Origin of the sequence: Paenibacillus sp. FSL H8-0317 (assembly GCF_045040685.1) — a bacterium.
Classification (GTDB): domain Bacteria; phylum Bacillota; class Bacilli; order Paenibacillales; family Paenibacillaceae; genus Paenibacillus.
Genome location: NZ_CP150294.1, coordinates 245,227 through 269,073 on the forward strand (window position 1 = coordinate 245,227; position 23,847 = coordinate 269,073).

The 23,847-nt window shown below is 44.0% G+C and carries 25 protein-coding genes; 24 read left to right on the forward strand and 1 reads right to left on the reverse strand.

What is annotated here, in order from left to right; translation table 11 throughout:
- The first annotated feature begins 17 nt into the window (after nucleotides 1-17).
- The 3 genes from MHB43_RS01275 (at nucleotide 18) to MHB43_RS01285 (ending at nucleotide 2,512) form a co-directional block, all read left to right on the forward strand.
- Nucleotides 18-584, forward strand: coding sequence for a hypothetical protein (locus MHB43_RS01275; protein WP_405131167.1), 567 nt, complete (start codon nucleotides 18-20; stop codon nucleotides 582-584).
- A 152-nt stretch (nucleotides 585-736) separates the two neighbouring features.
- On the forward strand, nucleotides 737-1,213 hold the full coding sequence (locus tag MHB43_RS01280) for a holin family protein (protein WP_405131168.1): 477 nt from the start codon (nucleotides 737-739) through the stop codon (nucleotides 1,211-1,213).
- A gap of 12 nt (nucleotides 1,214-1,225) precedes the next feature.
- Nucleotides 1,226-2,512 (forward strand): GH25 family lysozyme, encoded by a 1,287-nt coding sequence (locus MHB43_RS01285; protein ID WP_405131169.1) that lies wholly within the window; start codon nucleotides 1,226-1,228, stop codon nucleotides 2,510-2,512.
- Between the two features lie 52 nt (nucleotides 2,513-2,564).
- Here MHB43_RS01285 and MHB43_RS01290 read toward each other — a convergent pair whose 3' ends face one another.
- Entirely contained in the window at nucleotides 2,565-3,365 is an 801-nt protein-coding gene (locus tag MHB43_RS01290) for a hypothetical protein (RefSeq protein ID WP_405131170.1), read from the reverse strand.
- Nucleotides 3,366-3,582: 217 nt separating this feature from the next.
- Between MHB43_RS01290 and MHB43_RS01295 the strand changes: the two genes are divergently transcribed.
- The 21 genes from MHB43_RS01295 (at nucleotide 3,583) to MHB43_RS01395 (ending at nucleotide 23,778) form a co-directional block, all read left to right on the forward strand.
- On the forward strand, nucleotides 3,583-5,457 hold the full coding sequence (locus MHB43_RS01295) for a DEAD/DEAH box helicase (RefSeq protein ID WP_405131171.1): 1,875 nt from the start codon (nucleotides 3,583-3,585) through the stop codon (nucleotides 5,455-5,457).
- Between the two features lie 16 nt (nucleotides 5,458-5,473).
- Nucleotides 5,474-5,788, forward strand: coding sequence for a hypothetical protein (locus MHB43_RS01300; protein WP_405131172.1), 315 nt, complete (start codon nucleotides 5,474-5,476; stop codon nucleotides 5,786-5,788).
- Nucleotides 5,789-5,941: 153 nt separating this feature from the next.
- Nucleotides 5,942-6,445, forward strand: coding sequence for a hypothetical protein (locus tag MHB43_RS01305; RefSeq protein WP_405131173.1), 504 nt, complete (start codon nucleotides 5,942-5,944; stop codon nucleotides 6,443-6,445).
- Between the two features lie 77 nt (nucleotides 6,446-6,522).
- On the forward strand, nucleotides 6,523-7,017 hold the full coding sequence (locus MHB43_RS01310) for a VanZ family protein (RefSeq protein ID WP_405131174.1): 495 nt from the start codon (nucleotides 6,523-6,525) through the stop codon (nucleotides 7,015-7,017).
- A 406-nt stretch (nucleotides 7,018-7,423) separates the two neighbouring features.
- Nucleotides 7,424-7,594: a type II toxin-antitoxin system HicA family toxin gene (locus MHB43_RS01315; RefSeq protein WP_405132373.1), complete on the forward strand. Its 171-nt coding sequence runs from the start codon at nucleotides 7,424-7,426 to the stop codon at nucleotides 7,592-7,594.
- Between the two features lie 28 nt (nucleotides 7,595-7,622).
- Complete coding sequence (locus MHB43_RS01320) at nucleotides 7,623-8,042, forward strand: type II toxin-antitoxin system HicB family antitoxin (RefSeq protein WP_405131175.1); 420 nt, start codon at nucleotides 7,623-7,625, stop codon at nucleotides 8,040-8,042.
- 187 nt (nucleotides 8,043-8,229) lie between these two features.
- Nucleotides 8,230-8,433 carry a hypothetical protein gene (locus MHB43_RS01325; RefSeq protein ID WP_211085462.1) on the forward strand — a complete coding sequence of 68 codons (204 nt, stop codon included), beginning with the start codon at nucleotides 8,230-8,232 and terminating at the stop codon, nucleotides 8,431-8,433.
- Nucleotides 8,434-8,435: 2 nt separating this feature from the next.
- Nucleotides 8,436-8,576 (forward strand): hypothetical protein, encoded by a 141-nt coding sequence (locus MHB43_RS01330; protein ID WP_405131176.1) that lies wholly within the window; start codon nucleotides 8,436-8,438, stop codon nucleotides 8,574-8,576.
- Nucleotides 8,577-8,741: 165 nt separating this feature from the next.
- Complete coding sequence (locus MHB43_RS01335; RefSeq protein WP_405131177.1) at nucleotides 8,742-9,077, forward strand: YolD-like family protein; 336 nt, start codon at nucleotides 8,742-8,744, stop codon at nucleotides 9,075-9,077.
- A gap of 256 nt (nucleotides 9,078-9,333) precedes the next feature.
- Nucleotides 9,334-10,041, forward strand: coding sequence for a uracil-DNA glycosylase (locus tag MHB43_RS01340; protein WP_221822338.1), 708 nt, complete (start codon nucleotides 9,334-9,336; stop codon nucleotides 10,039-10,041).
- Nucleotides 10,042-10,147: 106 nt separating this feature from the next.
- Nucleotides 10,148-10,510 (forward strand): hypothetical protein, encoded by a 363-nt coding sequence (locus MHB43_RS01345; RefSeq protein WP_221822337.1) that lies wholly within the window; start codon nucleotides 10,148-10,150, stop codon nucleotides 10,508-10,510.
- A 631-nt stretch (nucleotides 10,511-11,141) separates the two neighbouring features.
- Complete coding sequence (locus MHB43_RS01350; protein WP_405131178.1) at nucleotides 11,142-13,223, forward strand: sensor histidine kinase; 2,082 nt, start codon at nucleotides 11,142-11,144, stop codon at nucleotides 13,221-13,223.
- Nucleotides 13,199-14,947: a response regulator gene (locus MHB43_RS01355; RefSeq protein WP_221822332.1), complete on the forward strand. Its 1,749-nt coding sequence runs from the start codon at nucleotides 13,199-13,201 to the stop codon at nucleotides 14,945-14,947. The genes MHB43_RS01350 and MHB43_RS01355 overlap by 25 nt, the downstream gene beginning before the upstream one ends.
- Nucleotides 14,948-15,120: 173 nt before the next feature.
- On the forward strand, nucleotides 15,121-16,434 hold the full coding sequence (locus MHB43_RS01360) for an extracellular solute-binding protein (RefSeq protein WP_221822329.1): 1,314 nt from the start codon (nucleotides 15,121-15,123) through the stop codon (nucleotides 16,432-16,434).
- 146 nt (nucleotides 16,435-16,580) lie between these two features.
- Nucleotides 16,581-17,450: a carbohydrate ABC transporter permease gene (locus MHB43_RS01365; protein ID WP_076210184.1), complete on the forward strand. Its 870-nt coding sequence runs from the start codon at nucleotides 16,581-16,583 to the stop codon at nucleotides 17,448-17,450.
- Nucleotides 17,451-17,465: 15 nt separating this feature from the next.
- On the forward strand, nucleotides 17,466-18,341 hold the full coding sequence (locus MHB43_RS01370) for a carbohydrate ABC transporter permease (RefSeq protein ID WP_405131179.1): 876 nt from the start codon (nucleotides 17,466-17,468) through the stop codon (nucleotides 18,339-18,341).
- A 187-nt stretch (nucleotides 18,342-18,528) separates the two neighbouring features.
- Entirely contained in the window at nucleotides 18,529-19,170 is a 642-nt protein-coding gene (locus MHB43_RS01375) for a polysaccharide deacetylase family protein (protein WP_221822325.1), read from the forward strand.
- A 148-nt stretch (nucleotides 19,171-19,318) separates the two neighbouring features.
- Nucleotides 19,319-20,572 carry a mechanosensitive ion channel family protein gene (locus MHB43_RS01380; protein ID WP_221822323.1) on the forward strand — a complete coding sequence of 418 codons (1,254 nt, stop codon included), beginning with the start codon at nucleotides 19,319-19,321 and terminating at the stop codon, nucleotides 20,570-20,572.
- Between the two features lie 309 nt (nucleotides 20,573-20,881).
- A complete protein-coding gene (locus MHB43_RS01385; protein ID WP_339181153.1) occupies nucleotides 20,882-21,331 on the forward strand; it encodes a hypothetical protein in 450 nt (149 codons plus the stop codon).
- Between the two features lie 182 nt (nucleotides 21,332-21,513).
- Nucleotides 21,514-22,758 (forward strand): macrolide family glycosyltransferase, encoded by a 1,245-nt coding sequence (locus MHB43_RS01390; protein WP_339181155.1) that lies wholly within the window; start codon nucleotides 21,514-21,516, stop codon nucleotides 22,756-22,758.
- 165 nt (nucleotides 22,759-22,923) lie between these two features.
- A complete protein-coding gene (locus MHB43_RS01395) occupies nucleotides 22,924-23,778 on the forward strand; it encodes an aldo/keto reductase (protein WP_339181158.1) in 855 nt (284 codons plus the stop codon).
- The last annotated feature ends 69 nt before the right edge of the window (nucleotides 23,779-23,847 follow it).

Sequence of the window (23,847 nt, forward strand, 5' to 3'; positions counted from 1 at the left end):
CTGGAGGGCATATTCTAATGAAATGTGGTGAATTCATGCCTTTAATAGATAATTACTTGCTGGACAATTACGAATTGGGTGGGTTTAAATCTGTTGAACCCTTCGAGTCTACACCATCACTTACACCCGCTGGTTCCAGTTGGAGCAGCGGATCAAACACGGCTGGTATTGTTATAGCCACCATACCAGCCGGGACAAGGGTTTTAAATATTTCACCCACATTATTGTCTGCTAGGTTAAGCGTAAACTTATCGGTCGGCGCAACTGGTGTCCAACAATTTATCGGTTTGGTTGATGCGAAAGGTGTTATGTGGGACTTGTGCGGAGTTTCAGCAACCCCATCGCAAGCAAACATAAGTTTTATGCAAATCAGTGTACACTTAGCCACAAGTTCATTTTGTTGGTGGACATTGGGTAACTATAACGCTGGTAGCAGTAGGGCGTGGGAAGTGGCTTCCTTCTCAAAACCAGCGTCATTCGATCCCGAAGCAGGTCCAATGACGCTGGCACATTGCATTAGAGGTAACACTGGTACTGCAAGTGGTAGTTTGTACATGCAATACTTTAGGGTCACTTCTGCTTAGATAGATATAGAAGGGGAAAGGGTGTGACATTGTGAGAGGTGTAATATAAGTCAAATGAATATATTGATTTCAGCACATCCGAATTCGGATCGTGTTTATTTGTGTTTGGAGTGGTCAGTGGATTTCACATTATAAAGAGATGAGGAAAAGACATGAACGAGGGGATGTCTGGTGTCATTAAAATGGTATCCGCAGCTGTGGGGGCTGGCGCTGGGTACCTCTATGGAGGTTGGGGAATTTTGATTAATATACTACTGATTTTTGTTGTTGTAGATTGGTTGACTGGATGGGCGGCAGCCTGTATCAAACATGAGTTGCGAAGCCGTGTAGGCTTTGAAGGTATTGCACGGAAAGCGGCTATTTTTCTTGTGGTTACCATTTCGCATTTTGTGGATATTATCGTGACCGGAGGTACAGGGATCATCCAAGATGCTGTTATATTCTTCTATTTAGCAAACGAGCTTTTGTCCATCACTGAGAACTTGGGACGTATGGGTGTACCTATGCCTGACGTACTTCGTAATGCTGTGAAAATTTTCGAATCTAAAAGTGCTGTTCCTGAGAATCCAAACCTCCCAGATCCACCGAAAGAAGACCCAGATGCAACGACTCAAAAGCCTGCAGTTTAAGGAGTGATTACGATGCAACAAAGAAATGACAGTAACGTTCAAGGGATCGATGTTTCCCGTTACCAAGGCAAGATTGACTGGCTTCAGGTGAAGGCAGACAAGCGGGAATTCGTATTTATCAAAGCTACTGAAGGTCAGACATACACTGATCCGAATTTTGTGGCCAACGTTAAGGGTGCTTTGTCGGCGGGCTTGTTGGTTGGAACGTATCATTTCCTGAAGGCAACAACAGCAGCTGCAGCAAAGGCCGAAGCAGTCCATTACGCGAAATCCCTCGAGGAGATCGGTGGGGCAAAAGCATTGCAGTTACCGCCTGTGATGGACTACGAGAACAATCCTGACGGGATCAGCAAGGCACAGATCAACATTGTGGCCAAAGTGTTTTTAACTGAGCTGGAACGACTGACAGGGATCAAACCGATCATTTATACGGGCAACTCGTTCGCCGCCAATTTTGATACTAGCTTATCCGGTTATGATCTCTGGATCGCACGTTACAGCAACACTCGTATTCCGGATGATCAGCCCGCATGGAAGACCTGGACCATTTGGCAATACAGCGATTCAGGTAAGGTACCAGGCATTGCCGGCAACGTGGATCTGAACGAATTCAACGGCAGCCTATCAGATCTGAAGGCACGATATGGGAAGGAGAAAGACATGAGTAATCCATTTGAAGGGTACCGGCTCACAAGTCCATTCGGTATGCGTAAGCATCCAGTGAGTGGCATTAATAAGTTTCACAGGGGAATTGACCTGGTTGTATCTCCTGTAGACGGGCCAATCTATGCATTTGTAGCAGGTGAGGTTATTCACGCTAAAATGGGCGTGTCCGGATCCGGCTTCGGTAATTATGGAAACGTTGTGGCCATTAAGGACGACAAGGGTTTTCTGCACGTGTACGCTCATCTATCAGCTGCAGGCGTAAAAGTTGGCCAACAAGTCAAACGTGGTCAACTGATCGGCAAGCAGGGCAGTACCGGCATTAGTAGTGGGGCACACCTTCATTATGAAGTGCGTAAAGCTTGCACACCTCAGTTTGGTTACACGGCCACAGAAGCGGGCGTTGTTGAGCCTACACAATACTTAATTAGCTATTATGGGCAAACGCCCGTTAAGGAGGACAAGCCAGTGACGGTAAAGGATATCAATGTGCCGAGCAAGTGGGCAGCAGCAACGTGGGAGGAATTAACGAAAAAAGGTTTCTTTGATGGTTCGCGTCCAGGTGCGCCGATTACCCGGGAAGAAATGGCTATTGTAACTGACCGGCTATTGAAACATGTTGAAAAAAAGGGATAATTGGTTGATATAGAAATAAAACATACCCGGTATTGACGCTACCGAGTATGTTTTATTTTATAAACAGATGTAAAAAGTGATCTTTAAAGAGTAGTGCCAAGCTTAGTAAAAAACCAATTGGAAAGAAGTATAATATCATGTCTGATGAACCTGTTGAATACTTCAACTTCCCAATGATACTCAAATCGTCGAAGGTTTGGTTTTTAAATGTTGTCCCATAGAGAGATTTTGCGACCTCTTCTCTGTGTTTGAGAATATCCTCTTTTATCATTCGGTCTACTTCTTTTAACCCAGGACTCCATTGTTCTTTATCAAATTCTATTGTGATCAATTTCATTAAAATTTTGTCAAGTGTACTCATTAGATTGTAAGTTAAGAAAAATTTATCGGTCTTGTTTTCATAAATAGAATCGCAGTATTCAATTATTTCTTTTCGCTTATACATAATGGATCTTATTTTTTTATAGTGTTCATGAAAAGTCTCTCTTAATAATTCTGCCGCTTCTTTATTGTAGCTGTCTTTGTTTAGTTGAGTATTCACATTGTACATAAAATCATCAATACCAGAAAAGCAATCAATAAATTCATCGGCTACCTTTATTCTTGCATCTCTCCTAAACTTTTTATTCTCATTTTCAAAGTTTTTTTGTTGTGTCCTATTTACATTATAGAAAACGAGAAGTACTGATGTAATTGTAATTAATGAAGGTAGTATTCTCATAAACTCTTCTTCAGCTATTGGGAAGCCAATAAGATTGTAGCCTGTTAAAAAAATGAGAAGTAGGAAAATGACTTTAATACAATAAAAGAATACTTTATATACTGATTTTTTTAGATTCTTCATCATAGACATATTTTTATTTTCTTCCCTTCTTAGTGTGTGTCCATTTTGTAGTCTATCAGACCTAGGAAAATGTTTCTAGATTATTTTGAAACAATTTACAAAATTGTAGAAATGGGTTATTATAAGACTAAATCCGATAGCATCGGTAGAAAAGATCCGCTAACTTCGGTTGGCGGATCTTTTTTTTATAGTTATAAAAATATACATATTAAGGGAGACAATTCTTGTGAATCTTAATTATTTTATTGAGTCAATCCCGAAAATTGAGAATAACCCAGAGTTAAGGGAACCTCAAGTTTTAGCGTATCAGAAGTTGGTTGAACATTTTGTAGTGGATAAGAGCAGGGAGCATGCGATAGTTGTTCTTCCAACCGGGGTCGGAAAAACCGGATTAATGGGGATATTACCTTTTGGAATCTCTTTTGGTAGGGTATTAATTGTAACACCCCAGCTAGTTATTAAAGATGCCGTATTGGATTCACTAGATCCAGAACACCCTAAGAATTTTTGGCTCACTCGAAATGTGTTTGATGATTATAATGATTTACCTTCTGTTATTGAATATGACTCAAAGACAAGTATGTGGGCGTTAGAACAATCAAATATTGTCATTCTAAACGTCCAAAAATTACAGGAGAGATTAGATAGTTCTTTAATCAATAAGGTGGAAACAGATTTTTTTGACATGATTATAATTGATGAAGCCCATCATTCTACTGCACCAACATGGGAGAATAGTATGAATTACTTCTCCGAAGCAAAAGTTATTAAGGTGACCGGAACGCCTTATAGAACTGACGGAGAAGAAATCAAAGGAGTGGTTAAATATAAGTATCCTTTGAGTCAGGCTATGGCCAATAATTATGTGAAAAGCTTAGAAAGAATCACCTATGTGCCAGATCAACTGTTCTTTACTATAAATAAAAAAAATGAAACACTTTATTCCTTGGACCAGATTCGTGCAATGAATTTAAAGGATGAGGACTGGATATCACTATCTGTTGCCTTCTCAGAAGAATGCAATGTAAAGGTGATTGATGAGAGTCTGAGTATTCTTGAAGAGAAAAGATCCACGGGTGTACCTCATAAGATAATTGCTGTTGCATGTAGTATATTTCACGCTGAAGAAATACAGAAACTTTACGAAGACCGGGGACAGAGCGTTGCTTTGATTCATAGTAAAGTGTCCAAAGACGAATTAAGTAGACGACTGAAGATGATTGAGAATCATAGCGTGCAAGTAGTAGTTCATGTTGCAAAACTGGGTGAAGGGTATGACCATAAGTATTTGTCTGTTGCTGCAATATTTAGACCATTTAGAAATAAGCTTCCCTATGAGCAGTTTGTAGGAAGAGTACTTCGATCTATAGACCCGAATGAGGTTCGTTCTCCCGAAGATAACATAGCTTGTGTAGTACATCATAAGGAGCTCGGTCTTGAAGATCTCTGGAAGTTTTACAAAGAAGAAAAAGAGAAAAGCGAAGTTATAAAATATATAGGGACTGAAGATGATCTAATCACGGAAAAAGCCCCACGTAAGAAGGTAGAAAAAGCTACGGGTAATGCCTACGAAGAAGGCAACGGACTATTGGAAAAAGATCATTTTATTGATACTGAATTGATAAAAGAAAGAGAGAGACGACAGGCCGAAGAAGCTGAAAAAGTTCGTCAGCTTAAGGGTTTGCTCCCTGATATACCTGATGATGCATTACTTCAAATAGTACGCAGACAAGAGGAAGGTAGTCCTTCAGCGAGAATTCTACGACCGGATAAATTCTTGTATAGACAGAAAAGGAGCCTTGATGACAGAATAAAAAAAGAAATGGTTCCAGAACTTATTTTGAATTATAATATTCCGATGGATGGATTAGATCTAAGAGGTTCTTCCTTGTTTAAGAATAGGAAGTATCAGTGGATGCCCGTTAGAATTCCAAATAATGCAGGTATGATAGCAGCTTATCTCGAACACAGAGTAAATGAACTTGTTGGTAATAGTGACAGGAATTCATGGTCACCACCAGAATATGAGTCAGCATTAGTACATGTTGAAGAACTGTTTGATCTAGTCAAATCAATATTAGATTCCGAATTCAAGAAATAATCGGGGAGTGAAAAAGATGGAAGTAAATTTCAAATCTCTTTATGATTTGGAGCACGGGCATATTATTTTTCCTTCAGAATTAATTGCAAATGCAAAGTTGCCTAATTATGAATACGTAAAATTTAACACTGGCCCAGATGGTCTAATTGTAGAATGTGCTTGCTTTATTGGTGAAGATAATGCGAAAGCTTATTTTAACTACTACTTTGACAAAGACGATAAATTACTGAAATTGATCGCATTTGAGGATAATGAAGTAACTGTTTTGTTTGATAGAGCACAAGAAATTTCTAAGTTTCGCAATAAGCTCCTTGGAAAAGCTTTGGTATAATTTCTACATCGATAAAGGTGCTGCTGGCATAACGCTGGCAGTGCCTTTTTTTTGTATTATTTTATATATGTTTCATATTATATGGGTGTTTATATACATAAAAATATTTAAATGGTATATTGTGTATCTAAAATGTAATTAGGAGGAAATAAAATGAAAAAACTAGCAAGTGGTTTAATAGCAGGAGCTTTGTTACTTTCACTAACAGCAGGGGTAGCATCAGCTGATTCAAGCGTACATAATCTTCCCAGTGTAGCTCCTGTAAACAACACAAATGTAATTGTACCATTTGGTCAAGATAAACCAGGTACTAGTGCTTCTACACATGATTTATCTGTAAGTAGCTATAACTATCAGGTACAAAAAGTTGGATATGAGGTTTTTACTGACAAGTGGCTTACAGGTGCTACTTCAATTAAAGTTCAAGTACTCAATTGGGCTTTGGTAAATAATGGTGGTGGGGCAACCAATAAACTAATTATTTCTGTTTATAGTGCAAATGGTTTAGTTGCGAATAAACAAATTAATCCTAATAATACTCTTTCCCATACATTTACTGGCCTGAACAAAAGCACTAAATATTACGTTAAATTCTCTGTAGATACTGGAAATGATAATACCTACTCCTTTAACGGCGCTATATCCTCAGTAAAATAATATTTTATATTAATGTAAAAAGGCTATGGACTTTGTCCGTAGCCCTATTAATTTTTGAAAGGAGTATTATGAGACGTTTGTTAAACAAAAAAATAGTAAACTATATATTTTACATCTATATATTTTGCTTAATTAATTTTGTAGTTGTTAAATTTTTTGGAGACTTCGACTCAATAATTGGAAGAATTAATGGTGTTCTAGAACAAAGAAAATTTTTTGGAACTTGGAATTATTCATTTAAGTTTTTTAGCACAATTTCTACTGCGATAAGCTCATATAAACAAGATCCAAGTTTAGGACTTGCGATAAAACTATTCATCGCAAATATTCTATGTTTTGTACCTCTGGGGTATTTATTGGCTTTAAAATTAGAAAAGAATTCAATGATTAGAGTGGCATTAATTTCTCTGGCTATAATCTTATGTATCGAGATAACACAATTTATAACATGTCTCGGTATTGCAGATGTAGACGATGTAATCCTTAATATGCTAGGTAGTGGATTAGGTTACATTCTTTTCGTTGTGATTGAGAGAATCTATCCTTTGAAATCAAAAATAAATAGAATGTAACTAAAAAGTAACCCCAACAGCTTTTGATATTGAGGTTACTTTTTGCTTACATATATAATTTAATTAAACATCGTGTCCGATTCTTATTTGTCTGAAGCTCAGCGGTAGCCTTGCGGCCCAGTAGCCTTCTGACAATCCGGACCACTTGATAATACTTATCTGCATCTGTAGAGAGGCACTGCTGGCATAACGCCGGAAGTGCCCCTTTTTTTATTTTTTACCTGTAGCGTAATCTATCCACTTATTTAGGTTAGCTTTAGTGGAAATCAGTTTGCCATTCAAATGTGTATACAAGGATTTGGTGCGCATAAATCATGCGCGTTATTTATTGACGTGCATAATTTATGCATGTTATAATATAATAAGAGAGGAGGAAATACTTTTGAAAATATACTCATCACGTGAGATGGCTAAGATCATCGGAGTTGATGGGTGGTACTTAGTAAGTCACAATGGAACAAGTCATCAACAGTATAAACATCCAACAAAAAAGGGTCGCGTAACAATTCCTCATCCGAGGAAAGAACTAGACCCTAAAACAGCGAAGTCAATTCTCAAGCAGGCGGGGCTTTCATAGCCCTTCCTCAAAGGAGGTTATAATATAAATGAACGATAAGTACATCTACCCGGCAATATTTGAGAAGGGTGAAATCAAAGGTTATGTAGTCACATTTCCTGATCTACCTGGTGCAATTACTGAGGGTGACGACATGGAAGAAGCGTTGCGGATGGCAAGAGAATGTTTAGAACTACATCTGTACGGAATGGAAGAGGACGATGAAGAATTACCGATTGCTTCAGATCCCGCAACTATTGTTGTCCCAGCGCTGTCATTTCTGACAATGATTGAAATAAGATTGGGTGCGATCCGGGATGAAATGATGAATAAATCTGTAACGAAAAACGTAACTATCCCACGCTGGCTTGAAAAAGAAGCAGCTCGTGAACAGCTTAATTTCTCACAAGTATTACAGCATGCTTTGAAAGAACGGCTTGGAGTTAAGGACTATCCGACAGCTAAATAAGACCAGTGTAGTGCGTGGATTGAAATGCCACAGGTGTAAAATAAACAATAAAAATATTGACTATAAACGTCAAAGAAAGTATTAGCCCCTATTGGCAATTGAATTGCTAATGGGGTTTTTTTCTTGTTGTATAAAGAACGTTTGTTCGCATATAATACAAACAAACGTTCTTATTGGAGGGATAAACATGCCAGTGAAATACTTGGGTTGGTTGGTGGAGATTATTTACGAGGACCAAAGCGGAAAGATCACAAAGCGACGTATTCAGGTCAAAAGCATTCGGTCCGGAATGATCAAAGCTGATGATCTATTGTCGGGGCAGCCACGGACATTTAAGGAATCCGGTTTACTGGCATGTCATCCGATCATGACGACAGCACAGGGGGCATAAACATGTTGACTGATTACGAACGGAAAGTACTAAGGATCTTGTTTAATTACAGTAGCGGCCGCAGACGCTTACCAACGATCCATGAACTGACGGTTAAAACAGGTAAGGGTAAAACCGATGTTATGCTGCTCTGGAAGGTCTAATCAAAGCAGAGTACATAAATTGGGAAGATAAATCAGACACCAGCAATCTTGTTATTCTGGAAGGCTGGGAACGAGAAGAGGAAAAGCCTAAGCTTCCCAAGGCACCTCCACTGGAACAGCAGAATGATTTAAGTTACTGGACTCAATATTAAGGAGGAATGCAACGTGGCAAGCAAATTGACGGCGAACGGCGTATACGAGGGATCTCGTATCATTTTACCTGAACATCGTGAAGCATACCTGGCTCAAGAAGCGTTACAAAGGCGGCGCGGGAAGCCTGTCTTGGACGAACAAGAAATGCTGCTCATCGAGGAAGCGATTTTTGAATCGTACCAGGAATGCAAATCAATTACCCTCACAGTGTTCAACCCGTTTGATGACGAGGAGCTGCGGGGTGTTGTCACAGCTATTGATAAACCAAATAGGAGAATCAAACTTGTACGGGGAGAAGAGGACTACAGTTGGTCAAGAATAGAGGAGATTATAAAAGCAAGCATTTAAAGTCGTGTCCTGAGTATGCCATATATAATAGGAAGAGACCGGTCAATTGACTGGTCTTTATTTGTTTTTAAATCATTTTTGTGATGGTCTAAATATTAAGTACCAAATAGGGGGCGATGCCCCTCGCCTCCATTAGAGTCAAAAGCCATCAACCAGCGGTCTGGTTGGTGGTTTTTCTGTTTATGCTATAATATTTGTAAAATAAGCTGATGTAAGCCCGATATACTCTGTAATCTCCCAAAGGAGGCAAAAAAGCATGAGCGAAACGCAGCAACAGATCCGCGAGTTTGTTGCAGGGGTACAAGCATACGTCTCGCCAGTAAATGTGATTAATCCTTGGAAAGATTATGTGAAAGGCTATGATATCGGCCCCGAAGCGGTGAAGATTCGTTCTGAACATTTGGTCAGGTATTTGGGGCCACGAATGTCCAAGGCTCGGTACATTTTTATTGCTGAAGCTGTGGGATATCAAGGGGCGAGGTTCTCCGGCGTACCCTTGACGTCCGAGCGAATGGTTACCGGGAATCACTCGCTGGTGAATCACCAGATGATTTTTGCAGGTGAGCCGGGTGTCCGAACTAGCCTGCCCAATATCGCCAAACCTAACCGGAGTCAGGCACTGTATGGATTCGCAGAACCGACAGCATCCATCATATGGGGCGAAGTGTTATCCAGTTCAAGGTGGAAACCAACGGACTTTATATTTTGGAACATCTATCCCTTTCATCCTTATCAATCTTCTGAAAACAGGATGACGAATCGAACGCCGACTTTGGCAGAGTTGGAGGATGGTTTGCCGTTTGCCAGACAGCTTATGCAACTGAATCCTGATGCTCAGATCGTGGCTATTGGCAGGAAGTCAGCAGACACGTTAAGCTCCCATTTCATTAAACATCACCATGTTCCTCATCCTGCAAATGGAAGGGCAGTACAATTCCAAAAAGCAGTAAGGTCAATTATCTAACCCATTTGGAACTGGAGAAATAAAGGCTGACACATGCATTCTTATCGTTCAAGTGCTCACACATAACGTAATGCCTATTCTATAAAGATTGGTTGGTGAAGCCTAAATGAGTGAAAAATACTGGCTTGTGGTGCAATATCCGCTGAAGAGCGCGCAGGGTAGCAAACGAGATCATTGGTTGAAGGAAAAGGTGATGGAATATCTGGAAACCGTTCTGACCCAGGCGGAGTTGGGAGAGGTGGATGGATGTGACCTGGGCAGCCGTGTGGCTGATCCGAAGGAATATGTAATGAACATTTTCTGTGTGGTCACGGACGAGGATCGGAGCATAGCGCTAGTTAAAAAAGTGCTGAGAGAGAGTCGGTTGGATTACACCCGCATCCAAATCGCTACAATGCCATATGGCACAGAAGGAAGCTACACGCTGAAGTATGCCTCCAAAAAAGGCGTTACCGTATTCTCGCTTTGATCACGATTCGCTGATTCATATCATAACGAACTCTGTACTTGTCCTGCCCGAGGGCAGTTTGCCCCCAACATTTGCCCCACTTAAATTCATCATATGAGAAAACGATAATTGGACTTCCCAACCTTATCCACTCGATCAACACACTGCCAGTAGTAAGAATGATGCCCGTAGATATCGTAATCTTGCTCAAAAGTATGCCATATCAAGGTAGACGTTTATCATCGTCTTTTGTGTATTCAGATCCTCCGCCTCTCCCACATCACTCTCCATCTGGCACAAACCACAACTTATTATCTGTACCTCCAACATTTTATAAGGCAGTACTCCTTGCGGCTCCAATTACGGGGCCTCACCCACAGCGTTCACAGCAATCGTCTTTCCAAAGCCTCATTCTACTTCACTCAGTCAAGCCATCCGTATGCGATAAAAAGAGTTGAGCCTCCTCCATGCACAGTTCTATAATATACAATTGTATAAAATCCGAGAGAGTGGTGGATATCACAATAGGTCATCCGATCACATCGGATAAACCCATCACACATCGGAACCAAGGGAGGGTCACAGTGAAACACAGAGCAAAAGATACAACAACAGATGCAGGAGCAACAACAGAAGGAGATGAAAAATAGAAGTGAAAGCAACAGCTCAATCAGATGTTGAGACCGATGCAGAAGTAAACGCAAATACAAAAGCAAACACCAGTGCAATGAAGAAGAATTGGACTCCCCGTTTCAAAGAGTATATTCAACGCAAGCCCAAGACACTCGCTTTTAAAATCCCATTTGCCTACTTTATCATTATTCTGCTAACGGTGGCGTTCAGTGCGTTGGTACTGAGTCGTATCTCGGAAAATGATACGCAGCGAAAGATCAATGAAGCATCATTGCAGACAATTACATCTATTGAGACCAACGTTAATCTGATGATTGAGAACGTGAACAATTATTCGAAAATGATTTTCTCCGATCCCAACTTGCAGAACCTGCTGCGGCAGGGCAATGTGTACTCCAATTTACAAACACAGTCCAAGGTCAGCGCGTATTTGACTAATCTTATGCAAGCGGTTCCAATTATCGATTCAGTATATATTTACGATAATTCGGGGCACCGATTCTCGGTTGGTACACAGGAATGGCCCACGTTTATGGAAGCGAATGTGAAGGAAGCGCCTTGGTACGAACAGGCACTGAAACATAACGGAAGATATCTGCTCAGGCTGAATGGTGGCAACAACGACAGCGGAGTCTCGGCAACGGGGGAGAATGATCGGCAAGAGGTGGTCTCGTTTATTCGCCTCATTCGAGATTTGGATGATACGTCTCCACTTGGATTTCTGGTCATGAACATCAAGGGAAAATCCATTGCTCAAGCCTATGCCAACCTGTCTGCACCGGATTCATTTCAGGTGGCCATCCTGGATGAGCATCAGCGGGTGATCGCAACGAACGTAACCGATGGAAAGAAGGCCGTGCCTACTGTATCCGACTCATCCATGTCTGCCGCTTCTGGACAGGAAGGGATGCACGAGATATTAGAGGCCAATCAGGCCAAGTTAAAACAAACATTTCAAGAGCAATCTTCCGGCTTCATCACCTTGCAATCGGGTGGTCAGGAATATGCTGTGACCTATCGTTCGGCTGGTGATGATCAGTGGAAATTCATCAGCATGAGCCCATACCGGGATACGGATACCCGTAATAAATCCATGGTGCTGCTTGCGTTGATTCTACTGGCAGTGAACGGAACGGTCTTTTTCGTCAGTTCATTCATCATCTCGCGCAGCGTCATTAAGCCGATTCATAAGCTGCTTCGTTCCATGCAAAAAGCGCCAAGTGGCAACTTCCGCAAAGTGACGGTTGAGCTGAACAGTTACGAGTTCGCACAGCTATATGGAGGATACAACCAGATGATTGAGCAGATTGAGCAGATGCTGAAACGCATCATTCAGGAGCAGCAGACGATCCGCCGAGCAGAACTGAATACACTTCAGGCGCAGATCAAGCCGCATTTTCTATATAACACACTTGATTCCATTACCTCCCTGGCGATGTCCGGCATGAACGATAAGGTATGTGAGCTGTTAGAAGCGCTTGGAAGTTACTATCGGCTGAGTGTCAGCAAAGGGCGCGAACTGATTACGCTGCACGAGGAGGTTGAGATTGTACGCAATTATCTGACGATCCAGCAGGTGCGATATCCCGGTGTATTTGAGGTGCAGTACGATATCGATTCAGACTGTGAACGAGTGATGATTCCCAAGCTTGTACTCCAGCCGCTGGTGGAAAATTCTCTTTATCATGGTATTCGTCCCAAAGGCAGCCCAGGCACGATACGTATTCAAGCTCGTCGATCCAAAGAGGGAGTACTTCTAACGATCACTGACGACGGAGTCGGCATGTCCGAGGAAGAAGTACAACAGGTTCAACGCACAGAAATGAACAGGTCTAATCGCTCGAACTCATCTAACCCATCTAACCCATCTAACCCATCTAACCCATCTAACTCTTCTAACTCTTCTGATACTTCTAATCCTACCTATAACGCTAAATACAATCCAAGCTTTGGCTTATGGGGGACGATGGAGCGGCTTCGGATTTTTTATGACAGAGAAGATGGACTTAAGCTGCAGAGCGAGGTTGGAAAAGGAACCACCATTATCATAACGATCCCGAAGGGAGCCGATGAATCATGGAATTCACTGTGGAACCATTAAAGGTATTGATTGTGGATGATGAGTACCTCATCCGAAATCTGCTGCGCATGCGTATCGATTGGGAGCAGCAAGGCATGAGCATCATTGGTGAGGCCTCCGATGCTGAAGAGGCTTTGAATCAGGTTGAGCTGTTGCGTCCAGACATTGTGTTCACGGACATATACATGCCCAAGATGGACGGCATTGAACTGAGCGGCATCCTCATGGAGCGTTACCCAAACATAAAAATCGTGGTAGTGACGGGACATGATGAATTTGAATATGCTCGTCAGAGTGTGAAGCTGGGCATATCCGATTTTATTTTGAAACCCATCCGTGCTTCTGAATTATTACAGGTTACGACGAAGCTACGAGTGGCAATCGAGCAGGAGATGGGGCGTGAGTACGAGCTGATGAAGCTGCGGGAGGAGATGAAGCAGAGCTTGCCTTATCTCAGGGAGAGGTTTGTAAATCAATGGTTAAGTAACGTGATACCTGAGGATGAACTACAAGAGAAGGCGCGTTTCTTCGGTATTCCTATCTCGTCTGGTGAACCAGGATCACGCATCGCAGTAATGGAGGTGGAGGTTGCTGTACCGCAAGCTAAGATAGCTGCACCAGAGGTATATCCACATCTGTCCGAATCATATCACCAAACACACCAAGCACAACGAGGGCCTCAACAACAACACGGTCAGTCCCAATTAAGCCAGCATCAGACAGAAGGTCATCCACATACTGCCGAGGAAATACATATTCTGCTGCGAATGGTAGGCATGAAGCAGGTGCAGGCATTTTATCCGCAGGATTCGCAAACCATTATCGTCATGGACCCACATAACCGGATAGTTGTACTCTCGCTTGGTGCGGATACGGAATTTGCCGTTCAGGTACAGCAGCTTCAGGAAGAACTTCAACATACACTTAAGCTCGAAGGGTGTGAAGTTGATGTGACCGTAGGGATTGGGCAATGGCAATCAGGATGGGGAAGGGCCTGTGTGGGATACCGGGAAGCTTGTCGTGCACTCGATTATCAGGCGTTTGTGGGGAAAAATCAGGTTATTTGCTTCGAGGATCTGGTCATCGAAGGCGGAAAAAGGCGGTACCACTCGGATGCTCAGCTGCTCCAACAACTGCAATTTTACGTCAGTGTTGGTGCGGGGGAAGAAGCCGTATTGTTGCTGGAGCGTATGCTGTCTGTGCCGTTCTCGGACGTTTCACAGTTTCGGATGGCTGCCATGGATGTGGTTACGGAGTGCCAGCGTGCTGCCATAGAGCAGCAACTTGAGGGAGAACACGCATTGAACAAAGAGGCCGTTGCGGCCATTTTTACAGCAGGTCATCTGCCTGAACTAAAAAGCATGCTGGAGCAGCATGTCCGCACGGTATCGGATGCCATACAAGCTAAGCGACAGGCCAAAGAAGGCAATCTGATCGACCGGGTGATGGCTTATCTTGAAGAGAACATGGGCAATGCGGAAGTGGGGCTTTCCAGCACCGCGGCTGCTTTTTACGTAAGTTCGGGCCATCTGGGGCGGCTGATGAAAAAAGAGACCGGGCAGACGTTTGTGGAATATATGACGCAGCTTCGTATGAGAAAGGCCGAAACGTTGCTGAAGCAGACCGATTTAAAGGGGTATGAGATCGGGCAACAGGTAGGCATCCCGGACCCACATTATTTCAGCGTCTTGTTTAAAAAACATATCGGTCGGTCCATGAACGAATATCGGAATGTAAAAACCTGAAAAACGAGATGTAAACCCGGGAGTGTAGAGAAGGTGTGAGCGCACCCTCACTTCCGATTTCACATATGCTCGAATATTACAAATCGATGCCTGTTTTCTAAATGGAGAACAACGCACGGTTCGCCTAAAATATGGGCTAGAACCAACTAAAACACATAGGGAGGTCCATAGAGATGAAAGCGCTATTAAAAAAATCAGCAAGTCTAATTCTGACTCTGGGAATTGTAAGCAGTCTGGCGGCATGTTCATCCGGTTCGTCCGGTGGTACACAGGGGGAGAGCGATGGCAAGATTAAGCTGACGCTATGGGATCAATCGGTCGGCAATACCGATCCTTCGGCCAAACTGCTGCCCGAGATTGTTGAGAAATGGAACAGCGAGCATCCGGACATCCAGGTTGAACGTACGGGCACGACAGGAGAACAGTACAAAACCAAAGTCAAAACATCGATTGCAGCTGGTGAAGCGCCAGACCTGTTCTACGGCATGGGTGGTGGCAGCTTTATGCAGCCATATATTAAATCCGGCAATGTACTGGAAATCTCAAGTTACCTGACGGACGATATCAAAGAACGAATGGGTCCGGGTATGGCTGAGGCGATCAATATGGACGGCAAAATCTACACATTGCCCGTGTACACACATATCGCCAACCTTTACGTGAATACGGAACTGTTCGAGCAGGCGGGTGCCAAGATTCCGACCACCTATAACGAACTGCTGGATGCAGTCTCCAAGCTGAAAGCGGCGGGGATCACCCCGGCTGTGATTGGGGAAAAGGACCGCTGGCCGGGCATGTACTGGTACGACGTTATTGCGATGCGTCAGGCAGGCAATGCTGCGGTGATGGAAGCCTTTAAAGATCCGTCGAAATGGGATTCGCCCGACTTTGTAGCCGCCGCGACCAAAATGCAGCAGCTTGCGCAAGCAGGGGCGTTCAACAGCAGTATGTTCAGCATGAGCTATGACGAGATGCTTGGGGCATTTAATGCAGGCAACGGGGCAATGATGTTCCAGGCCAACTGGGTAAATGCAGGAATTGAGGACCCGTCCTCCGCAGTCAAAGGCAAAGTGAAAGTGATTCCATTCCCGGTATTTGAAGATGGCAAAGGCACAAGTACCGAAATCTTCGGCGGAGCCGTCGATGGTTTCTACATCAACCAGAATACCAAACATTCGAAGGAAGCCGTGGAATTCCTCATGTATTTGAGCGAGCAACTTGGTACACAAGGTTTCCTGGCTGGAGCGGGTCTGCCAAGCTGGAAAACAGATGCACTCGACACGTCCAGCCTGTCCTCCCTTGATCTGTCTGCGGCAGATATTATGAAAACGGCGACCTCATTCATTGCGTGGTGGGATAACATTCTGCCAGCGGAGTCTGCCGAAGCGCACAAAAACCTGATTGCCCAGCTGCTTGCCGGCGATGTAACACCGGAGGAGTTCTGCAAACAGATGGCACAGCTCAAACCAACAGAGCTGAGCCTGTAGGTCGCGCAGGTTAATATGTGCGCAACCGTAATCCTTACATGTGTACGCTCGTGAGCTTGCCAAGCTGAAGCCTGTTAACAATGAAGATGAACCCAAACAAGGCGTGGTCCGGAATATCCGGTCACGCCTTTGAGAGGAGAACAACAATGAACTCTGTATTTTCCAATAAAGGCACGATAGCTGTCTTTGTACTGCCCACCCTGATTCTGTTCTGTGGCATTGTGCTCATTCCAATCTTTGTCTCCAGTTATTACAGTCTGCTGGACTGGAACGGCGTAGGCAGGGGTACATTTATTGGTCTGGACAACTATGTAGAGATGTTTAAGGATACCCGTGTGCTGAATTCGATCAAGAACTCCCTGTTATTCGCGGGTGCTTCGGTGTTCATTCAACTGCCGATCTCGCTGGTGCTCGCACTAATTCTGGCGTCCAATGTCAAGGGGGAAGGTTTCTACCGGACCGTGTATTTTATCCCGGTGTTGATCTCAACGGTGGTTATTGCCCAGTTGTGGTCAAAAATCTACAATGCCGATTACGGCCTGCTGAATGTGCTGCTGCAAAGTATCGGCTTATCCAGCCTGGCACAGGACTGGCTGGGGCAGAAGGACACCGCGCTGGCGGCATCGTTTATTCCGACCTTGTGGCAGTACGTAGGGTATCACATGCTGCTGATGTATGCAGGAGCGAAGTCCGTGTCTCAGGATGTGCTCGAAGCTGCTCGAATGGATGGTGCTTCCCGTATTCGCACGGCGTGGTCCATTATGATCCCGCTGATGAAACCCATTCTGAAGGTAAGCCTTGTTTTTTCGGTCATCGGCGCATTCAAGGTGTTTGACCTGATCTATGTGCTGACTGGAGGCGGGCCGTTCTACACCACTGAAGTGCCGAGCACGCTGATGTACGCTACCATTTTTGATACGTTCCGGTACGGATATGGCAGTGCGATCTCGGTCTTTATCATTGTGGAGTGTTTGGTGTGTACGATCCTCATTAATTCATTGTTCAAAACGGAGTAGAGGGAGGCAAAAGGCATGAGTACCGTAGAAGTCATGTTGCAAAAAAAGCCCAAGCCGAGGTCCATCTCCGGACCGATCGGGAAAGTGTTCCTGCAAGCGTTTCTGATCCTCGTCGCGATTGTGCAGATCTACCCGCTCATCTGGCTGACGCTGTTTTCCTTGAAGGATAACAGTGAGATTTTCAGCGGTGATGTAGCCGGGTTGCCCAAAGCATTTCTGTGGAGCAACTACACCAAAGCAATGTCCGAAGGCCATGTGCTGACCTATTTTATGAATAGTGTGCTGGTTACTGCGGCCTCCATTGTCTTGGTACTGATCCTGTCCTCCATGACGGGATACGCAATCACGAGAATGAATTGGAAGCTCAGCGGGTTGACGATGACGATCATTTTGCTGGGCATGATGGTGCCGATTCATGCGGCGTTGCTGCCATTGTTTATTATTTTGAAGAATCTGAGCCTGCTCAACAGCTACTGGTCTCTGATCATTCCTTATGTGGCATTTGGCATTCCGATGGCGGTATTCATTCTGGGCAGTTTTTTCAAAGGTATCCCAAGAGAAATGGAGGAGTCGGCGGTTATTGACGGCTGCGGCATATACCGGACGTTTTTCTCTATTATTCTGCCTCTGGTAACCCCGGCTATATCAACGGTAGCCATCTTCACATTTCTGTCCTGCTGGAATGAGCTGATGTTTGCGGTCACGTTTATCAATAACACGGCTTACCAGACGTTGACGGTGGGTATGATGTCGATGGTGGGAACGTACATCACGCAATGGGGTATCATTGGTGCGGGACTGATGATTACGACGGTGCCAACGGTGGTCATCTATTTGCTGCTGAACAAACAGGTGCAGAAGAGTATGATTGCAGGTGCGATCAAAGGTTAGCTAGAGGCTGCACTGGAGGGCGTGGCGGTAGAAGGCTCGATGCTCGCTCGCTTGTACTCTCTTTCTGGTAGATATCGATTTGATTCGGGATTTCGCAAGGTGTGATCTCTGGACTAGACCGGAGCCTATGGTCATGGAATAATAAGGGGTATGTAGCCAGGCAGTTGCAGAGAGGGGTCATTATAGTATGGTCAATACCGCGATGGTAGTGCAGGAGTCTGTTCGGGAAAAAGTTGTGGCGTTCACGTTTGATGATGGGCCACATCCGGTGTATACACCTCAAGTGCTTGAGATATTCCGCCGTGCGGGTGGGCGGGCGACGTTTTTCATGATTGGCCAAGAGATGGAGAACCACCCGGAGATTGCGGCGGAGGTGCACCGGGAAGGGCATGAGATCGCTAACCATACGTACACGCATCCGGATCTGACCAAGTTGACGCTGGAGGAAGCCGGGGAGGAGCTACAACGCGCAGAAAATCTTGTTCAAGAAGTTACGGGGCAACCTGCCCGCAGCTTCCGACCGCCGTATTTTGGCGTAAACGATGATATATTGTCTCTGGCAGCGGAGCGTGGATATCGCACGATTGGTGCGGTGAACGGTGATGCGAGGGATTGGGACAATCCCGGTGTTGAGCACATTCTGGAGCACACCCGGTCTGCGGTGAAACCTGGTAGCGTGCTCATATTTCATGACGGGTACGGGGATCGTTCCCAGACGGTGGAGGCGGTTCGTGTGCTGGTGGAGGAACTGGTCACGGAAGGGTACCGTATGGTGACGGTGAGTGAGCTGTTAGACATTTCTAGTGAGCATGATGCAAAGACGACATAATCAAGTGGGCCCATCATTCTTTGAATGACAGGGTCCTTTTTTAATATATATAATGCATAGGAAGAACGGAGCGGGAGATCAAACTTTGCTTGCCCTCTCAAACTACTTTATAATAATAGGCTAAACTAGATTATGTCAGGAGGAAACAATGGACTTTATCAGAAATCAACTAGAAGAACTCGGCATGAGTGGACCCTCCATTGGTTATCTTTCAAACATCATTATGATTATTTTTATAGCAGTGATCTCGATATTGGCAAATGTGATTGCTAAGCGAGTGGTACTGAAGACGGTTCATCGTATCGTAAGTAACAACCGTTTCAAGTGGGGCCATATTGTGGTTCAAAAAAATTTATTTCAGAAACTGTCGCATCTTGTACCAGCCATTATAATCTATTATTCTGCTTATATTTTCTCGCCCTATCAGGCCATAATTGAAAAATCAGCAATGACCTACATGATTGTCATCATGATTACGGTTCTGAATGCTCTGCTGAATGTGTTCGATGATATCTATCGTACCTATGAGGTGTCGAAGATTCGCCCAATCAAGAGTTACATTCAGGTAGCCAAGATTGTCCTGTTCATTATCGGGGGCATTATCGTCATCTCCAGCCTGATCGGACAGAACCCGCTCATTATCCTCAGTGGACTGGGGGCGTTATCGGCAGTATTAATGCTGGTATTCAAAGACTCGATCTTGGGCCTCGTGGCTGGTGTACAGCTATCGTCGAACGATATGGTGCGTGTTGGTGACTGGATCGAGATGCCAAAGTATAATGCGGACGGTGACGTCATCGACATTACTTTGAATACGGTAAAGGTTATGAATTTTGATAAAACGATTACGATGATTCCAAGCTACGCCCTCATTTCGGATTCGTTCCGTAACTGGAGAGGGATGCAGGTGTCCGGTGGCAGAAGGATTAAGCGGAGTATCTATATTGATATCAGCAGTATCCGTTTTTGTACGGAAGAGATGGTGGCTGAATTTGAGAAAATCCACTACCTGACTGATTATGTCACGGCGAAATTGAAAGAAATTCAGGCTTACAACATGGAGCACCAGGTGAATACCGAAAGCAACGTGAATGGCAGACAACTGACAAACGTCGGTGTATTCCGGGAATATATCCATCAATATTTGAGGAATCATCCAAAAATCAATAAAGATATGACGATGATTGTGCGACAATTAGCACCGGAAGATCGCGGGCTGCCTCTGGAAATCTATGCATTCAGCAATGATATCAACTGGGGTGTATATGAGAACGTTCAGGCGGATATCTTTGACCATATCTTCGCGGTGGCGTCAACATTTGGACTACGGGCCTTCCAGAATCCAACCGGACATGACATTGTGCAGCTGAAAGAGGATAAGCAATATGCGCGAGAGTATTAAGAAGATTTATCAAAATAGATGTGACGGCCACCATATTGGTGGTCTTTTTTACGTTTGGATGCACCTCCAATTCGGCCATGGGTGAGAACACGTCACAGTTCTGGAATCGTGTTCAAATGCAGTTAGAAAAACAGAGATACTGTAAATATAAGTGGATAATACATATATTTTTCATTATATTATAATTAATTCCATATTTTGAAAGGGGTGATTTGGAGCTTTTTCTGATCAGGTGTGTCTATGAACTAGGGAAAAGCATGGAGTCTCTTTGGCGTGCTAACTTTTCAAAAGAAATGGAGGGAGAATGAAATGAAGAAAACATTGTATTCTGTTATTATGATGACGCTTTTATCAGGATCGATTGTGGGTACGGCCTTGGCGGATAATTACGAGTCGAATGACACTTTGAGCAGCGCGTATAAAATCCCAACGCAAACGGTGGCCACTCCCTACGGTCCGGCATACTGGGGTGGAAGTGCTTGGTCTTATCTATCTTCCCCGACAGATGTAGACTACTTTACATTCAGAGGGCATGGCAAATCAGACGTGCTTGGTTCTCCTTCCGGCTATGATTACGATTTGTACGCCTATGACAGCGCTGGAAATTTGGTTGCTTCTTCTACGAATACGTCAGGAGCGGATACCGTTCTTGTCGACTACAATAATGTATATTTTAAAGTGGTAAGCAAAGATGGACGATACAGCGATACCGATGCTTACAGCGTAACCTTTTATAAAAGGGATGTCTGGGTGCCGTGACCAGCTCGTGAGAGTAAAACAACGTTAGGTATCATAGACTTTAATGCTTCCGTCTCATGAATAGGAACTCTACCGCCTCAATGAGGTAGTAGAGTTTTATTTATTCAAGCCAATGGTCTGGAAGAATGGGTTACCATATCCCCCACTTGAGTTCATTGGAAAATTTAATGGAGGTGAGTGCCGTGGCACGTGTATTAGTTGTGATGATCCCTGCAGAAGGCCATATCAATCCGTCGCTTGGATTAATCAAGGAACTGGTAGAGAACGGTGATGAAGTGGTCTACTGTTGTACCGAAAAATACCGGACGAAGATTGAAGCGTTAGGCGCACAATTTAAGGCCTACTCCTTCAACGAGGCAACCCTGCTCAACAACCCTGGTATGAAGCCATTTGAACTCAAGCATCCTTACCAATTTTTATATATGATATTGAATAAAGTGATTCAACGCTTTATACCAGATGTTCTGAATCTGATCGAACATGAAACCTACGATTATATCATTTTTGACTCCATCATAGGCTGGGGAGGACAAATTCTAGGTGAGAAGCTAGGTATACCAACGGTATGCTCAACCAGCACCTTTGTTTTTGTGGAGCCTCTTGGATCAGACAATCAACTGAAAGATGATACGGAGGAGGTCAAGGAGTTATATAACAGCATCGTGGAAATGTCCCAGCAAATAGCTTCCCAGTTCGATGTGGCTGTACCTTCCCTGGCGGAACTTTCAGGGCATTCAGGACAACTGAAGATTGTGTATACAAGTCGTTATTTTCAACCCATGGGGGACAAGCTGGACGACAGCTTTGTGTTCACTGGCCCGTCCATTATTCCTCGTAAGGATGCGCCAGCTTTTGCAAATGAATCTCTGCATGCTCTTTATAAGCAGGTCGTTTATATTTCGATGGGAACCATTTTAAATAAAGATCTCGATTTTTATAAGCTTTGCTTTACGGCCTTTCGTAATTTGCCTGTGCAGTTTATATTATCTTCTGGGAAGGATACCGATATAGAGCCTATTGCTGATCTCATTCCTGACAATTTCATCATAAGACCCTATGTCCCTCAACTGGAAGTGTTGCAGTGTGTAGATGCTTTTCTGACACATGCAGGCATGAACAGTACCAGCGAAGCTTTGTATTACAATGTACCATTAATCATGCTCCCGTTAACATCGGATCAGCCGCGTGTAGCAGGTCGGGTAGAGGAGTTGGGAGCAGGTGTCATCGTGGACAAAAATAACCTTACACCCGATGTGCTTAGAAACGCAGTATTAGAAGTGCTCGGCAATGCCTCCTACAGGGAACAGGCAGGGGTTATTGGGAAAACGTTACGCGATGCTGGCGGGTATAAGCAGGCTGCTATGGCCATTAAGAACTTTATAGGCAATCAACCGTTATCGGCCACGCCCATCTCTTCGTTTGAATGAAAAGGAGACTGCCTTTCCTGAGAGCAAGACGAGAAAGCCGTCACCCGACTAAAACGGAGTGTTAACTTCCAATTGATTCAAGCGCGTATGGAGGGGTAGATAAACGGAGAGGGGCATTATTTTTACCATAATGTTCGTATACCTTTCACAAAGGAGAGTTCCCACATGAATCATACAATCCCTGAATACACATTGAACGATGGCTTGAAAGTACCTGCAATTGGATTTGGTACCTATAGTTTAAAAGGTGAAGAAGGTGTTAAATCAATCGCGTCCGCAATGGATGCGGGTTATCGATTAATTGATACGGCGTATAACTATGAGAATGAGGCAACGGTGGGCAGAGCAATCAAACAAAGCTCCATCGTCAGAGAAGATCTACTCATTTCCTCGAAGTTGCCGGGGCGTTATCACGCTCATGATAAAGCACTTGTGGCGATCCAGGAATCCCTGTACAGAGCGGATCTGGATTATTACGACCTGTATCTGATTCACTGGCCCAATCCGAAGAAGGACATGTATGTCGAGGCATGGCAAGCGCTGATCGAAGCCAAAAAACGTGGATATATCCGATCCATTGGAGTTAGCAACTTCCTGCCTGAACACAATGAACGGCTGATTAAGGAAACGGGGATAGCGCCGAGTCTGAATCAGATTGAGCTGCATCCATTCTTCGACCAAGCCGATCAGCGGGAACAGGATACGAAGCATGGCATCGTGAACGAATCCTGGAGTCCGATTGGACGTGGCAATGATGCCGTACAGGATATTCTGAAGGATGAGAATATTCTTCGGATCGCGGAAACGCATGGCAAAACGCCAACCCAGATCATTCTGCGCTGGCATGTTCAGCTGGGTTCCATTCCAATTCCGAAAGCCGGCTCCTTGCAGCATCAGCAGGAAAATATCGATATATTCGATTTTGAGTTGAGCACAGAAGAGATGCAGCTCATCTCTGCATTTAATCGTCCGGATGGACGGTTGTGGGATCAGGACCCAAGCGAGTACGAAGAATTTTAAAGATATCAAAAACCCCTGTGAATAAACATGGTAAAGCCTGCAGGCTCTATCGATGATATTCCGGGGGTG

Bases quoted from the DNA above. Each gene is read 5' to 3' on its own strand.
- MHB43_RS01275 (WP_405131167.1), top strand. From the start codon at position 18: ATGAAATGTGGTGAATTCATGCCTTTAATAGATAATTACTTGCTGGAC.
- MHB43_RS01280 (WP_405131168.1), top strand. From the start codon at position 737: ATGAACGAGGGGATGTCTGGTGTCATTAAAATGGTATCCGCAGCTGTG.
- MHB43_RS01285 (WP_405131169.1), top strand. From the start codon at position 1,226: ATGCAACAAAGAAATGACAGTAACGTTCAAGGGATCGATGTTTCCCGT.
- MHB43_RS01290 (WP_405131170.1), bottom strand. From the start codon at position 3,365: ATGTCTATGATGAAGAATCTAAAAAAATCAGTATATAAAGTATTCTTT.
- MHB43_RS01300 (WP_405131172.1), top strand. From the start codon at position 5,474: ATGGAAGTAAATTTCAAATCTCTTTATGATTTGGAGCACGGGCATATT.
- MHB43_RS01305 (WP_405131173.1), top strand. From the start codon at position 5,942: ATGAAAAAACTAGCAAGTGGTTTAATAGCAGGAGCTTTGTTACTTTCA.
- MHB43_RS01315 (WP_405132373.1), top strand. From the start codon at position 7,424: ATGGCTAAGATCATCGGAGTTGATGGGTGGTACTTAGTAAGTCACAAT.
- MHB43_RS01320 (WP_405131175.1), top strand. From the start codon at position 7,623: ATGAACGATAAGTACATCTACCCGGCAATATTTGAGAAGGGTGAAATC.
- MHB43_RS01325 (WP_211085462.1), top strand. From the start codon at position 8,230: ATGCCAGTGAAATACTTGGGTTGGTTGGTGGAGATTATTTACGAGGAC.
- MHB43_RS01330 (WP_405131176.1), top strand. From the start codon at position 8,436: ATGTTGACTGATTACGAACGGAAAGTACTAAGGATCTTGTTTAATTAC.
- MHB43_RS01340 (WP_221822338.1), top strand. From the start codon at position 9,334: ATGAGCGAAACGCAGCAACAGATCCGCGAGTTTGTTGCAGGGGTACAA.
- MHB43_RS01345 (WP_221822337.1), top strand. From the start codon at position 10,148: ATGAGTGAAAAATACTGGCTTGTGGTGCAATATCCGCTGAAGAGCGCG.
- MHB43_RS01355 (WP_221822332.1), top strand. From the start codon at position 13,199: ATGGAATTCACTGTGGAACCATTAAAGGTATTGATTGTGGATGATGAG.
- MHB43_RS01360 (WP_221822329.1), top strand. From the start codon at position 15,121: ATGAAAGCGCTATTAAAAAAATCAGCAAGTCTAATTCTGACTCTGGGA.
- MHB43_RS01365 (WP_076210184.1), top strand. From the start codon at position 16,581: ATGAACTCTGTATTTTCCAATAAAGGCACGATAGCTGTCTTTGTACTG.
- MHB43_RS01370 (WP_405131179.1), top strand. From the start codon at position 17,466: ATGAGTACCGTAGAAGTCATGTTGCAAAAAAAGCCCAAGCCGAGGTCC.
- MHB43_RS01375 (WP_221822325.1), top strand. From the start codon at position 18,529: ATGGTCAATACCGCGATGGTAGTGCAGGAGTCTGTTCGGGAAAAAGTT.
- MHB43_RS01380 (WP_221822323.1), top strand. From the start codon at position 19,319: ATGGACTTTATCAGAAATCAACTAGAAGAACTCGGCATGAGTGGACCC.
- MHB43_RS01385 (WP_339181153.1), top strand. From the start codon at position 20,882: ATGAAGAAAACATTGTATTCTGTTATTATGATGACGCTTTTATCAGGA.
- MHB43_RS01395 (WP_339181158.1), top strand. From the start codon at position 22,924: ATGAATCATACAATCCCTGAATACACATTGAACGATGGCTTGAAAGTA.